The organism is Streptomyces sp. NPDC059567, from assembly GCF_042735655.1.
GTDB lineage: Bacteria > Actinomycetota > Actinomycetes > Streptomycetales > Streptomycetaceae > Streptomyces.
On the sequence record NZ_JBHWBS010000030.1, the window covers coordinates 36,638 to 50,348 of the forward strand.

Consider the following 13,711-nt stretch of genomic DNA (forward strand, 5'->3'; position numbering starts at 1 on the left):
TCTCGGCGGGCCCGTCCGATGCGCCATCCGAAGGGCCGGAAGGGACGACGGCCGCCCCGCGAAGGAGCGGCCGGTTCCGTGTCGGTGGGCCGGTTCCGTCGGCCTTGGGTCGGTGGTCGAAACCGGGGCCTCGCGCCGGTGGGTCGGTTCCGTCGGCCCGGGTCAGCGGCCGGGATCCGTCGGCCCGGGTCAGCGGCCGGTTCCGTCCGCCTCGGGTCAGTGGGCCGTCAGGCGGGCCGCCGACATGATCGTGGCTCGGGCCTCGCGTTCGGTCAGGCCCGTGCGGATCGCCGCCGTGGTGAGTTCGTCCGTGAGCGCGTCGCCGAGGCCGTTCTCGTATGCCCGGCAGGCCGCCCAGAACAGGCGCGTGTTGCGCTGGCCCTCGTGGGCCGTCAGGACGAAGTGGACCAGGCCCCGGCCGTGGCGGGGGCCGGTGGGGTCGTGGTGGTGGGGGCGTGGAGGTGGAGTGGGGGGTGCGATCAGGCTCAGGAGGGCGCGGGGGCAGGGGGCCGGGTCGAGGTTCTCGCTGCCGGGGGCGAGTCGGTAGGCGCCCTTGGCCGTCACCGAGCCCGGTCCCACGAGGTAGCCGCCGGCGCCGCGGATGTCGATGCCGGGTGCGAGGCGGCTCGCCGAGTTGGGGACCACGACGCCCGGCGGGCCGGTCAGCCACAGGTGGCGGCCGCCGCTCGGGGTGAGCACCGTGACCGTGGGCGGAAGGGTGAACAGGTGCTGGAGTGCCAGGTGACGCAGCTCGGCCGTGGCGTCCGCGGGGGCGTCCGAGTGGGTCACGTCGAGGTCGACGCCGATGAGGTGGTGCGGCGGGCGGCCGCATGCGATGCCGTAGCCGGTCGCCCAGGGCGCCGCGGCGAACAGCGCCCGTACGGCGGCGGGGTCGGTGGTCGCGTCGTGCACTCCGTGCCCCGGCCGGCCGCATTCCCCGTGGCAGGAGACCGGGTGCGGGTCGTCCCGGTGCGGTGAGCGCAGGGCTGGGAGCTTCGTGGCGGACAAGGGGATGACGGGGAGCCCGCGCTCTGCCGCAGACAGGGCGTGGGCCAGGGCCAGGGTGGCGGAGCGCCGGTCGGAGGTGGCCATGGACTCAGTTTCGTACAAGCGTTCGAAGAAGGGAAGAGGGGAGGATTGGCTGAAAATCTGCCGGAACGCTTCCTCTCTGCCGTGGCGCGGTTCCCGGTGGCGTGACCTCGCCATAACGGCGGTGAGCTGCGCTTTTGAGCGCGCGAAGGGGGTTTATCGACTTGTCCTCACGCTTGAGGGGGAATCAGCCGCTGAAGGGTGGTTCGCCGGGGATTGCGTGGGCAACTCTGGAGTCGCGACGTCGAGCACAACGACCGAGGCGGTCGGCCAACTGCCTTGGAGCAAGCCGTATTTGAGTGCTTCTGCACTTCAGGATTTCAGCCGCAGTTCCGTTTCTGGAGGAATCACATGGCAAGCATCCGTACCGCCCGCGTTCTCGCCGCTGCTGCCGCCCTGCCCCTCGCCGCCGCGCTCTTCGGCGGCGTGGCGCATGCCGACAACGGCGGCTTCGCGGACGACGGATCGAACACGAGCGTCGCCACCATCATCGGCAGCGGCGTGGGTGGCGACAACTTCGGCAATTCGACCACCACGCAGCAGGTGGCCACCGGCTCCGGTGCCTCCAACCAGAACAACACCGCGAGTGTGAACGGCTCCGGGTTCACCTCCATCGGCCAGTCGAATGCGACCGTCAACTTCCACCCCTGGTGGTACTAGCCGGCACCCCGGCAGCTGGGGTCCGGCCCGACGGGGGGCATGACTGAGGGGTGAACGGCGGCCTGCGCGGCGGTACTTCGGTGCCTCGCGCGGGCCGCTTCCGTGTGTGCCGACCGTTTCGGCTGGGACGGCCCGTTCGTGCCCGCTGTCCTCGACCTGCACTCGTACCGCTCGGCGCAGAACCTCGCCGACGGCACGATCCTCGGCTCCGCCGTCCCTGTGCTTCAGCAGCCTCTCCGCGACCTTGACACGACTACGTGATCTGACGGACAGTCAGAAACCATAATCGTTCCCCCGGGAGGCCGTCGTCGTGCACCTCGCCCCGACCGAGCGGCAGCTACGGCTGCGCGCCGAACTCCGCGCGTACTTCCGTGACGTGATGCCCGACGGCCCGCCCTCCCCCACCGACACCGCGGGCCAGCGCCGACTCCTCCGCCGGATCGGCGGCGACGGCCGTCTCGGGCTCGGCTGGCCGGAGGAGTACGGAGGGCAGGGGCGCGGCCCCGACGAGCAGTTCGTCTTCTTCGACGAGGCGTACCGGGCCGGCGCGCCCGTCTCCATGGTCACGCTCAACACCGTCGGCCCGACCCTGATGCGGTACGGCACCGAGGAGCAGAAGGCGTACTTCCTGCCCCGGATCCTGCGCGGCGAGACCGTCTTCGCCATCGGGTACAGCGAGCCCGAGGCCGGCACCGACCTGGCCTCGCTCCGTACGAAGGCGGTGCGGGACGGGGACTCCTGGCGGATCGACGGGCAGAAGATCTTCACCTCGAACGCCCAGAACGCCGACTGGGTCTGGCTCGCCTGCCGGACCGACCCCGAGGCCCCCAAGCACCGCGGTATCTCCATCATCCTCGTCCCGACGGACGCCCCGGGCTTCTCCTGGACGCCGATCGAGACCGTCGGCGGACTGACGACGACGGCGACGTACTACGACGGGATCCGTGTCCCGGCCACGAACCTGGTCGGGGAGGAGAACGGCGGCTGGGGGCTGATCACCAACCAGCTCAACCACGAGCGGGTCGCGCTCGCCGCGATCGGGATGCAGGCCGAGGACTTCTACCGGGCGGTGCTCCGCCGGGCCGCCCTACCCGATCCGGTGACGGGCCGGCGTCGCATTGACGAGCCGTGGATACGGATTCGGGCGGCCGAGGCACATGCCCGGCTCGCGGCGACACGCCTGCTCAACTGGCGTTTGGTGGGGGATGTGGGGGCCGGTCGGCTGGCCCCCGGAGACGCCAGCGGGGTGAAGTTCGCGGGAACCGAATCGGCGGTGGAGGTGTACCGAATATGTCAGGAGATCGCGGGCGGGGCGGGGACGGTGCGGGCGGGGTCGCCGGGGGAGGTCGACGGCGGTGAGCTCGAGCGGATGAACCGCGCCGCGCAGATCAACACCTTCGGGGGAGGGGTGAGCGAGGTGCAGCGCGAGATCGTCGCGACGATGCGGCTCGGCATGAGCGGTACGAAGAGGGAAGGGGGGCGGCGGTGAAGGACACGCACGACGGCGTGAGAGACATCCACGACGGGCTGAAGGCGTACGAGGGGCGGGTGGCCGCCACCGCGGGCGTCGGCAAGGACCTGGTCAACGAGCCGATGATCAGGCACTGGTGCGAGGCCATGGGCGACACCAACCCGGCGTACGCGGGACCGGAGGCGGTCGCCCCGCCGACCATGCTCCAGGCGTGGACGATGGGCGGACTCTCCGGGCACACCGGCCGCTCCGAGGCGTACGACGAGCTGCTCGCGCTCCTCGACGGCGCCGGGTACACCTCCGTGGTCGCCACCGACTGCGAGCAGGAGTATCTGCGGCCGCTGCGGCCCGGCGACGCGATCACCTTCGACGCGGTGATCGAGTTGGTGTCGGAGCGCAAGACCACCAAGCTGGGGACGGGGCACTTCGTCACGACCCGGATGGACGTCCGGGCGGACGGCGAGCTCGCGGGCACCCACCGCTTCCGCATCCTCAAGTACGCGCCGGCGGCAGCCAAGCCGAAGGGAAGCGGCGAGCCCGCGGCCAAGCGGCCCCGCCCGGTGGTCAACCGGGACAACGCCGGATTCTGGGAGGGCGTCGCCGCCCACCGTCTGCTCGTCCAGCGCTGCGGGGACTGCGCGACGCTCCGCTTCCCCTGGCTGCCGGGGTGCAACACCTGCGGCTCGCGGGAGTGGGACACCGTCGAGGCGAGCGGCGCGGGGACCGTCTTCTCGTACGTGGTGATGCACCACCCGCCGTTCCCCGCCTTCGCCCCTCCTTACGCGGTCGGACTGATCGAACTGGCCGAGGGAGTCCGGATCGTCAGCAACGTGATCGGGGTGCCGTACGACAAGGTCCGGATCGGGATGCCGGTCCGGCTGGAGTTCCTCCGCGTGGACGAGGAGCTGGAGCTGCCGGTGTTCCGGGCGCAGGACGGGGGTGAGGGCTGAGATGGACTTCACGCCCACGGAGGAGCAGACCGCCGCCCAGGAGCTGGCGGCGCGGATCTTCGGCGATCTCGCCACGCACGAGCGGCTCACGGCGGCCGGCGCGGACACGGACGCCGAGCTGTGGAAGGCCCTGTGCGCGGCCGGACTGCCGGGTGCGATCGAGGAGACCGGGCTTCTCGGCCTGGTGCTGATCGCCGAGGAGCAGGGGCGGACGACGGCGCAGGTGCCGTTCACGGCGAGCTGTGTGTACGGCATCCTCGCCGTCGCCCGGCACGGCACGGACGAGCAGCGCGAGCGGCTGCTCCCCGGGCTCCGGGACGGTACGACGGTGGTGACCGGCGCGTTCCCGCCCGCCGGGCACGTCCGGGCCGCGGGGGACGGCTCGCTCACGGGGGCCGTGGAGTGGGTGCCCTGGCTCAGGGACGCCACGCACGTCCTCGTGGCGGACGAGGACGGTGCCCTTCGGCTCCTCCCGACGGCCGAGGTCGCTGTGGCACCCGTCGAGCTCACCGCGCCCTGGGCCGCCGGGCGGCTCGTCCTCGACGGCGCCCGCGGCGAGCGCATCGGCGGCGCCGGGGCCCGCGCGGACATGCTGACGGCGGCCCGGATCGCGTTCGCCGGGCTCCAGGCCGGAGTCTGCGCCGGGTCGCTGGCCCGGGCCGTCGCGTACACCGCCGTACGGGAGCAGTTCGGGCGCCCGCTCGCCACCCGCCAGGCCGTCCAACTCCGCGCAGCCGACGCCTATATGGACACCGAGGCGATCCGGGTCACCTCCTATGAGGCGGCCTGGCGGTACGACCAGCGCCTGCCCGCGGCCGAACACGCGCTGACCGCCGCCTGGTGGGCCTCCGAGGCGGGCAAGCGGGTCGTCCACGCGGGACAGCATCTGCACGGCGGCATGGGCGCCGATCTGGACCACCCCGTCCACCGGCACTTCCTGTGGGGCAGGCAGCTCGACGCGTATCTCGGCTGCGGCACCGAACTCCTCGCCGAACTCGGCGACCTGATCGCGAACGGAGACCTGTCGTGAAGGCCGGGGACGCGCTGCCGCCGTTGACCATCCCGATCACCCGCACTCTGATCGTCGCCGGGGCGGTCGCCTCGCGGGACTACCAGGACGTGCACCACGACGCGGAGCTGGCGAGGGAGAAGGGCTCCCCGGACATCTTCATGAACATCCTGACGACCAACGGCCTGGTGGGGCGTTACATCACCGACCACTTCGGCCCCGGCGCCGTGCTCCGGAAGGTGGCGATACGGCTCGGGGCGCCCAACTACCCGGGAGACACGATGACGTTGACGGGGACGGTGACGGAGGTCGACGGGGCCACGGCCCAGGTGCGGGTGATCGGCGCGAACGGCCTCGGTCACCACGTCACGGGCTTGGTGACGCTCGACCTGCCGCCGGCGTCGTCACCGTCGCCGTTCGGGTCGGGGTCCGAGTCGCGGCCGGACGGAGCGGGCGTATGAGCATCCGCAGCGCCGACCGTCTCGGCGGCCGCGCCGCCATCGTCGGCATCGGGGCGACCGAGTTCTCCAAGGACTCCGGCCGCAGCGAGCTCACGCTCGCCGTCGAGGCCGTGCAGGCGGCCCTCGACGACGCCGGGCTCACCCCCGCCGACGTCGACGGCGTGGTCACCTTCACCATGGACACCAGCCCCGAGATCACCGTCGCCCAGGCGGCCGGGATCGGCGAGCTGTCCTTCTTCTCCCGCATCCACTACGGAGGCGGGGCAGCCTGCGCCACCGTCCAGCAGGCCGCCCTCGCCGTCGCCGCCGGGGTCGCCGACGTCGTCGTCTGCTACCGGGCGTTCAACGAACGCTCGGGGCGCCGCTTCGGCTCCGGGGTCCAGCAGCGCGAGCCCTCCGCGGAAGGCGCCGCGCTCGGCTGGCAGCTTCCCTTCGGGCTGCTCACCCCGGCCTCCTGGGTCGCCATGATCGCCCAGCGCTACCTCCACACGTACGGGCTGACCCCGGACGCCTTCGGGCACGTCGCCGTCACCGACCGCCGGCACGCGGCCCGCAACCCCGCCGCGTACTTCTACGGCAAACCGATCACCCTCGCCGACCACGCCGCCTCGCGCTGGATCGTCGAGCCGCTCCGGCTCCTCGACTGCTGCCAGGAGACCGACGGAGGCCAGGCGATCGTCGTCACCTCCGCCGAGCGCGCCCGCGACCTGCGCCGGCCGCCCGCGGTGATCGTCGCCGCCGCCCAGGGAGCCGGCCGCAACCAGGAGGCGATGACCAGCTTCTACCGCGACGAGCTGACCGGCCTCCCGGAGATGGGGGTCGTGGCGGGGCAGCTGTGGCGGACGGCGGGGCTCGCGCCCGCCGACATCGATGTGGCCATCCTCTACGACCACTTCACCCCGTTCGTCCTCATGCAGCTGGAGGAGTTCGGCTTCTGCGGACCGGGGGAGGCGGCCGACTTCGTGGCGGCGGACGCGCTGCCGCTGAACACGCACGGAGGCCAGCTGGGGGAGGCGTATCTGCACGGGATGAACGGCATCGCGGAGGCCGTGCGCCAGGTGCGGGGCACGTCCGTGAACCAGATACCCGGCGCGTCCAGGACGCTGGTCACGGCGGGCACGGGCGTCCCCACCTCGGGCCTGATCCTGGGCGCCGACGCCTGAGCCCAGGGCGCCGTGCCCGGCGCCGCGGGCACCCGGGCCCGAGAAGGCAGCCACCCACAGGCGCGCCCGCGCCTGACGGCTACCCGCCCGGACGCCCCGCCTGGGCGGGCGGCACCAGCCGCGCATGCGCGCCGTGCCCGACGCCGTGGCCAGCCGCGCCCGAGAAGGCAGCCACCCACAGGCGCGCCCGCGCCTGACGGCTGCCCGCCCGGACGCCGCGCCCGGGCGGGCGGCGCCAGCCGCGCATGCGCGCCGTGCCCGGCGCCGTGGCCAGCCGCGCATGCGGCCGCGCCCGACGAGGCGGCCCGAGCGGGTTCCCGTGCCCGACGCCTGGCCACCCGCCCGGGCGCCGGCCGCCCGACGCCGTGCCCGCCCGCGCACTCCGCACCCGCGCCCGCCCGCCCCCGGCACCCGCCCCCGGCGCCGTGTCCGGTCGGCTCGACCCTGAGGTCGTCGTACCGCCCTCTCCACCTTCAGGAGGTCCAGCCGTCCCCACCCCTACAACCTGAGGCGGAGTGCGGGTCGGGACCTGGGGCCGATCCCCGGGGGAGTCGCCGCTCCTAGCGTGGAGTCATGACTCCGCCACCCTCTGGCCCCGTCTGCGCCGGCGCCTCCACGGCCGTCCTCGGGACCGCCGTGACGACCGCCGGCTACCCGTCGTTCTCCTCGTACGTCCGGGCCCGCGGGCCCGTCCTGCTGCGCACGGCGCGCTCCCTCACCGCCAACCCCTGCGACGCCGAGGACCTGCTGCAGACCGCCCTCACCAAGACGTTCGTCGCCTGGGAGCGGATCGAGGACCACCGTGCCCTGGACGGCTACGTCCGCCGGGCCCTGCTGAACACCCGGACGTCCCAGTGGCGCAAGCGCAAGGTCGACGAGTTCGCCTGCGAGGAGCTGCCGGAGCCCGCCGGGCTGCCAGAGCCGGACCCGGCCGAGCAGCAGGTGCTGCACGACGCCATGTGGCGCGCGGTCATGAAGCTCCCCGACCGCCAGCGGGCGATGGTCGTCCTGCGGTACTACGAGGACCTCAGCGAGGCACAGACGGCGGAGGTCCTCGGCGTCTCGATCGGCACGGTCAAGAGCGCCGTCTCCCGCGCCCTCGGCAAGCTCCGCGAGGACCCGGAACTGACCCCCGTACGGTGACCGCGCGCGGCGGACACGACATCCGCCAGTAATCACTGGCAATTTCCCTACTCCCGGGTAGTGACATACCGAGCGGTACGTGCGCAGAATCTCCACACCCTTACTGCCACGTAGCGCCCACCGGGAGGACGCCGTGCTGAGCACCATGCAGGACGTACAGCTGACCGTGACCCGCATCCTGAAGCACGGGATGACGATCCACGGGAAGTCACTGATCACCACCTGGACGGGTGAGCCCGAGCCGCAGCGCCGCACCTTCGCGGAGGCGGGAGCCCGCGCGAGCCAGCTGGCGAACGCCCTGCGCGACGAGCTCGGCGTGACCGGCGACCAGCGCGTCGCCACCCTGATGTGGAACAACGCCGAGCATGTCGAGGCGTACTTCGCGATCCCGTCCATGGGCGCGGTCCTGCACACCCTCAACCTGCGGCTTCCCCCCGAGCAGCTGGTGTTCATCGTCAACCACGCCGCCGACCGGGTCGTCCTCGTCAACGGCTCGCTGCTCCCCCTCCTCGTGCCGCTCCTCCCCCACCTCCCGACCATCGAGCACATCGTGGTCGCGGGCCCCGGCGACCGCTCCGCCCTGGACGGCGTGACGCCCCGCGTGCACGACTACGAGGAGCTGATCGCGGGCCGCCCCACCACCTTCGACTGGCCCGAGCTGGACGAGCGTTCGGCCGCCGCCATGTGCTACACCTCCGGCACCACCGGCGACCCGAAGGGCGTCGTCTACTCCCACCGCTCCATCTACCTGCACTCCATGCAGGTCAACATGGCCGAGTCGATGGGCCTGACGGGGAAGGACACGACCCTCGTCGTCGTCCCGCAGTTCCACGTCAACGCCTGGGGTCTGCCGCACGCCACGTTCATGACCGGCATCAACATGCTCATGCCGGACCGCTTCCTGCAGCCCGCCCCGCTCGCCGAGATGATCGAGCGCGAGAAGCCGAGCCACGCCGCCGCCGTCCCCACCATCTGGCAGGGCCTGCTCGCCGAGGTCACCGCCAACCCGCGCGACCTCTCCTCCATGAAGCAGGTCACCATCGGCGGCGCGGCCTGTCCGCCCTCCCTGATGGAGGCGTACGACAGGTTCGGCGTCCGCCTCTGCCACGCCTGGGGCATGACGGAGACCTCCCCGCTCGGCACCATGGCCCACCCGCCGGCCGGGCTGACCGCCGAGGAGGAGTGGCCGTACCGCATCACGCAGGGCCGCTTCCCGGCCGGCGTCGAGGCCCGCCTGGTCGGCCCCGGCGGCGAACACCTGCCCTGGGACGGCGAGTCGGCCGGTGAGCTGGAGGTGCGCGGCACCTGGATCGCGGGCTCGTACTTCGGCGGTGTCGACGGCGAGCCGATCCGCCCCGCCGACAAGTTCAGCGAGGACGGCTGGCTGAAGACCGGCGACGTCGGCGTCATCAGCCCGGACGGCTTCCTCACGCTCACCGACCGCGCCAAGGACGTCATCAAGTCCGGTGGCGAGTGGATCTCGAGCGTCGAGCTCGAGAACGCGATCATGGCGCACCCCGAGGTCGCCGAGGCCGCGGTCGTCGCCGTGCCGGACGAGAAGTGGGGCGAGCGCCCGCTCGCGACCGTCGTCCTCAAGGACGGCGCGACGGCGGACTACGAGACGCTGAAGGCCTTCCTCGCCGACGAGGGCGGCATCGCCAAGTGGCAGCTCCCGGAGCGCTGGGCGATCGTGCCCGCGGTGCCGAAGACGAGCGTCGGCAAGTTCGACAAGAAGGTCATCCGCAGGCAGTACGCGGAGGGCGAGCTGGACGTGACCCAGCTGTAGGTCCTACCAAAAGGTCCTCTGGAACGTCCCGCGAAACGGACCACGGAAGGCCCCACGAAAGGCCTCACGAAAGGCCTCACGAAAGGAGGGGGAGCGGTGTCCACCGCTCCCCCTCCTTCTCAGTTGGTGCCTATCTTCGCGAGCAGGTCCACGATCCGGGCCTGCACCTCGTTGCTGTTCGAACGCTCCGCCAGGAAGAGGACCGTCTCGCCGGACGACAGCGTCGGCAGCTCGGCCTCGTCGAGATCCGACGAGGTGTAGACGACGAGCGGCGTACGGTTCAGCTGCCCGTTCGCCCGCAGCCAGTCGATGATCCCGGCCCGGCGGCGGCGTACCTGCATCAGGTCCATCACCACCAGGTTCGGCCGGATCTGCGTGGCCAGCGTGACGGCGTCGGTGTCCGCCGCCGCCCGGGCCACCTGCATCCCGCGCCGCTCCAGGGTCGCCCCGAGCGCCTGCGCGATGTGGTCGTTCTCCTCGATGAGCAGCACGCGCGACGGGTGCTGCTCGCTGTCGCGGGGTGCCAGCGCCTTGAGGAGTACGGCCGGATCGGCGCCGTACGCCGCCTCCCGCGTCGCCTGCCCGAGCCCGGCCGCGAGCAGCACCGGCACCTCGGCGGCGACGGCCGCCTGGCGCAGGGACTGGAGCGCGGTACGGGTGATGGGCCCGGTCAGCGGGTCGACGAAGAGCGCGGCCGGGAAGGCGGCGATCTGGGCGTCGACCTCCTCCCGGGAGTGGACGATCACCGGGCGGTAGCCGCGGTCGCTCAGCGCCTGCTGTGTGGAGACGTCCGGCGCGGGCCAGACGAGCAGCCGCCGCGGGTTGTCCAGCGGCTCCGGGGGCAGCTCGTCGTCGACGGGCTGCGGCAGCGGCTTGTTGGCGACCTCGACCGCCCCGCCGGGACCGTCGAGCGGCTCCGGGCCCTCGGCGGCACCCTCGGCGGGCGCCCCTATGGCGTAGGAACGGCCTTCGGGGGCCGCCTGAGCGAGCGAGGCGAGCTTCGGCTGCGGTTGCGATGTGGCGGCGGGCTCAGCCGGGGCCGCCGGCGCGGCCACCGGGACCGGACGGTCGCCGTCGGGCGGGGTGGCGAGCTTGCGCCTCCGCCCGGAGCCGTTGCTCTGACCGTTCTGCGACGCACCGTTCTGCGACGCACCGCCCTGCGATGCACCGCCGCCCTGCGACGATCCGCCCAGCGACGCACCGCCGCCCTGCGATGCACCGGCCTGCTGCACACCGGCCTGCTGCGCGGCGATCTGCTGGGCGAAGGGCACGCCCTGCCCGAGCGTCCGCACGCTGAACGCCCGCCCGCTGTGCGTCACGTCCTTCGGAGGGGCGGGAGCGGCCCGAGCGGCGGGCGCGGGTACCTCGGGAGGCAGCGGTACGGATCCGGTGCCGGTACGCGTCTCCTCGGCGACCCCCGGCCCACGACGCCGACCGGTCGGCTCGGGCAGAGGCTGCGGGTGGGCCTGCGGAGGCGTGTGGTCGGCGTCCGGCAAGGCCCGAGCGGCCTCGTGCTGGCCCTCGTCGCTCACCTGCATCGGCTGCATCAGCGGCATCGACTGCGGGAGGGACATGGCCTGCGACTCGGATACGGCCTGCGGTACGGGCTGTGCCGCCGGCTCCGGGGCGCGGTCCGCGTCGGCCGGGGGCAGCGCGAACGGCGTACGCGGCCCGGCCTCGGCGGCGGCGGTCCGCTCCTGCGCGGCGAGCGCGCGACGAGCGCGCCGGCCGGTGGGCCGCTCCTCGCCCGCCTGATCGCCGCTCACGACGGCGGGCAGCGCCGCCCGGGCGAGGGCAGGGGCTTCGGCGGGAACGCCCTGGGCGGGTACGGGAACACCCTGCGGGGGCACGGCGTCCCCGAGCGCGGCGCGTCCCTGCGCGCCCTCGGCGGCGGTCACGACGGAGCCCTCGGCGGGCCGGCCGCGACGGCGCCCGGTCGGCTCGACGGCAGGGGCGCCGCCCGCGCTCTGGGCGGGGATCAGCTCGGCGGGGGCGGCCGGCGCCTCCTCCGTACGCCCGCGGCGTCGCCCGGTCGGCTCGACGGCGCCGGCGCCCTCCGGGGCCACCGGGCTCTCCAGGAAGGCATCGGTGGACGCCCGCCGGGCGCGCCGACGTCCGCCGCCCTGGGTGTCCGAGGCCTGTGCGGGCAGCGCGAGCTGCCCACCGGCCGGAGCGACCTGGGCCTCGGCCTTCGGGCCCGTCGCCGTCTCCGTGTCCGCGGCCGGCGGGGCGGGCGGCGCGGTGACCGTGCCCTTGCCGGCGCCCAGCGGCACCTCCAGGACGTACGCGCCGCCGCTCGTCCCCGGCACCTCGTGCGTCTGCACCACACCGCCGTGCGCGGCCACGATCCCGCGCACGATCGGCTGGTGGACCGGGTCGCCGCCGGCGTACGGCCCGCGCACCTCGATCCGTACGACATCGCCGCGCTGCGCCGCGGCCACCACGATCGTCGAGTCGGCGTATCCCGCCCCCGGGACGACCCGGGCCTTGCCGGTGGAGTCGACGCCGGCCACGTCCGCGACGAGATGCGCGAGAGCGGTCGCGAGCCGTCCCGCGTCCACCTCCGCCTCGATCGGCGGCGCGTGGACGGCGAACTGCGCACGGCCCGGCCCGATGAGCTCCACGGCCCCGTCGACGCCCGCGGTCACGACCCCGTCGAGCAGGACGACGGACGTGCCGAGGGTCTCCGCCCCGGCGTCCAGCCGCTGATAGCCGAGGACGTTGTCCACGAGGGTCGTCATCCGGGCGTACCCGGCGGCCAGGTGGTGCAGGAGCTGGTTGGCCTCGGGCCACAGCTGGCCCGCGTCGTCGGCGGCGAGCGTGGAGAGCTCCGTACGCAGCTCCTCCAGCGGCCCGCGCAGCGACTCGCCGAGGACGGCCGTCAGCTGCTCGTGCCGGCCCGCCAGGGCCTCGTACCGCTCCTTGTCCGCCTTCGCCCGTTCCTCGTGGCTCTTCTTGAGCTCGGCGAGTTCGGCGGCGTGCTTCTCGGCGAGGCCGGCGCGCTCGGACTCCTGCTCCTTGGCGAGCTGCTCGTACGGCCGGCGGTCGGTGAACGTCATCACCGCGCCGACGAGCTGGTCCCCGTCCCGTACCGGAGCGGTCGTCAGGTCGACCGGCACCTGCGAACCGTTCTTCGCCCACAGCACCTGCCCGCGCACGCGGTGCTTGCGCCCCGACTTGAGCGTGTCGGCGAGCGGCGACTCGTCGTACGCGAACGGCTCGCCGTCCGCCCGCGAGTGCAGGATCAGCGGGTGCAGCTCCTTGCCGCCGAGATCGCTGGCGCGGAAGCCGAGGATCTGCGCGGCGGCGGGGTTGACCAGGACGACGCGCCCGTCGGTGTCCGTGCCGACGACGCCCTCGGCGGCGGCGCGCAGGATCATCTCGGTCTGGCGCTGCGAGCGGGCGAGTTCGGCCTCGGTGTCGAGGGTGCCGGTGAGGTCGCGGACGACGAGCATGAGCAGCTCGTCGCCGGTGTAGGCGCTGTAGGAGTCGTAGGCCTCGCGCCCGTCCTCCAGATTGGCGCTGGTGACCTCGACGGCGAACTCGCTGCCGTCCGTCCGTCGGGCGATCATCCGGGTCGGCTTCGTACGGCCGCTCTCGTCGGTTCCCTCGGGGCGCCGCATGGAGCCGGGGATCAGCCGCGAGTCGAATCCGGGCAGCAGATCGAGCAGCCCGCGCCCGACGAGCGCGGTGCCGGGGGTCTCGAACATGCCGAGGGCGATGGTGTTGGCGTTGACGACCGTGCCGTTGCAGTTGACGAGCACGAGGCCGTCGGGGAGGGCGTCAAGTATGGCTGCGAGGCGAGCAGCGCCTCGGGATGGCCTGCTGCTCACGACGACGCTTCCTCCCTGACCCACTGCACCTTGCCCGGCTGGCCGGCCCCATCTTGCCCCTCGGGCCGCAGCCTGTCACTGCGAGGAGTCTAAAGGCAGCCTCGGCGGTCGCGGGGAGAGGTCTCATGCCCCCGGCAACATCCGAA

General features: G+C 73.3%; 11 protein-coding genes. 9 read left to right on the forward strand and 2 right to left on the reverse strand.

Annotated features, from left to right (window positions below; translation table 11 throughout):
- Positions 1 to 216: 216 nt before the first annotated feature.
- On the reverse strand, positions 217 to 1,092 hold the full coding sequence (locus tag ACFVZW_RS16245) for a bifunctional DNA primase/polymerase (RefSeq protein WP_384521580.1): 876 nt from the start codon (positions 1,090 to 1,092) through the stop codon (positions 217 to 219).
- Between the two features lie 348 nt (positions 1,093 to 1,440).
- Here ACFVZW_RS16245 and ACFVZW_RS16250 point away from each other — a divergent pair, with 348 nt between their 5' ends.
- From ACFVZW_RS16250 to ACFVZW_RS16290, 9 genes are all read left to right on the forward strand, one after another.
- Positions 1,441 to 1,749 carry a hypothetical protein gene (locus ACFVZW_RS16250; RefSeq protein ID WP_384521582.1) on the forward strand — a complete coding sequence of 103 codons (309 nt, stop codon included), beginning with the start codon at positions 1,441 to 1,443 and terminating at the stop codon, positions 1,747 to 1,749.
- A gap of 102 nt (positions 1,750 to 1,851) precedes the next feature.
- Positions 1,852 to 2,010, forward strand: coding sequence for a hypothetical protein (locus tag ACFVZW_RS16255; RefSeq protein ID WP_384521584.1), 159 nt, complete (start codon positions 1,852 to 1,854; stop codon positions 2,008 to 2,010).
- A gap of 49 nt (positions 2,011 to 2,059) precedes the next feature.
- Complete coding sequence (locus ACFVZW_RS16260) at positions 2,060 to 3,238, forward strand: acyl-CoA dehydrogenase family protein (protein WP_384521587.1); 1,179 nt, start codon at positions 2,060 to 2,062, stop codon at positions 3,236 to 3,238.
- Positions 3,235 to 4,170, forward strand: coding sequence for a bifunctional MaoC family dehydratase N-terminal/OB-fold nucleic acid binding domain-containing protein (locus ACFVZW_RS16265; protein ID WP_384521590.1), 936 nt, complete (start codon positions 3,235 to 3,237; stop codon positions 4,168 to 4,170). Before ACFVZW_RS16260 ends, ACFVZW_RS16265 begins: the two co-directional genes overlap by 4 nt.
- Position 4,171: 1 nt before the next feature.
- The gene (locus ACFVZW_RS16270; protein ID WP_384521592.1) at positions 4,172 to 5,200 is read left to right on the forward strand and encodes an acyl-CoA dehydrogenase family protein; all 1,029 of its coding nucleotides are present in this window, start codon (positions 4,172 to 4,174) and stop codon (positions 5,198 to 5,200) included.
- The gene (locus tag ACFVZW_RS16275; protein ID WP_384521595.1) at positions 5,197 to 5,640 is read left to right on the forward strand and encodes a MaoC family dehydratase; all 444 of its coding nucleotides are present in this window, start codon (positions 5,197 to 5,199) and stop codon (positions 5,638 to 5,640) included. The genes ACFVZW_RS16270 and ACFVZW_RS16275 overlap by 4 nt, the downstream gene beginning before the upstream one ends.
- Complete coding sequence (locus tag ACFVZW_RS16280; protein WP_384521597.1) at positions 5,637 to 6,803, forward strand: lipid-transfer protein; 1,167 nt, start codon at positions 5,637 to 5,639, stop codon at positions 6,801 to 6,803. The genes ACFVZW_RS16275 and ACFVZW_RS16280 overlap by 4 nt, the downstream gene beginning before the upstream one ends.
- A 573-nt stretch (positions 6,804 to 7,376) precedes the next feature.
- Entirely contained in the window at positions 7,377 to 7,946 is a 570-nt protein-coding gene (locus ACFVZW_RS16285; protein WP_384521600.1) for a SigE family RNA polymerase sigma factor, read from the forward strand.
- Positions 7,947 to 8,079: 133 nt separating this feature from the next.
- The gene (locus ACFVZW_RS16290; protein WP_384521602.1) at positions 8,080 to 9,732 is read left to right on the forward strand and encodes a long-chain fatty acid--CoA ligase; all 1,653 of its coding nucleotides are present in this window, start codon (positions 8,080 to 8,082) and stop codon (positions 9,730 to 9,732) included.
- A 119-nt stretch (positions 9,733 to 9,851) separates the two neighbouring features.
- Here the strand turns inward: ACFVZW_RS16290 and ACFVZW_RS16295 are convergent, their stop codons facing one another.
- Positions 9,852 to 13,565: a PAS domain-containing protein gene (locus tag ACFVZW_RS16295; RefSeq protein ID WP_384521604.1), complete on the reverse strand. Its 3,714-nt coding sequence runs from the start codon at positions 13,563 to 13,565 to the stop codon at positions 9,852 to 9,854.
- Positions 13,566 to 13,711 lie beyond the last annotated feature (146 nt).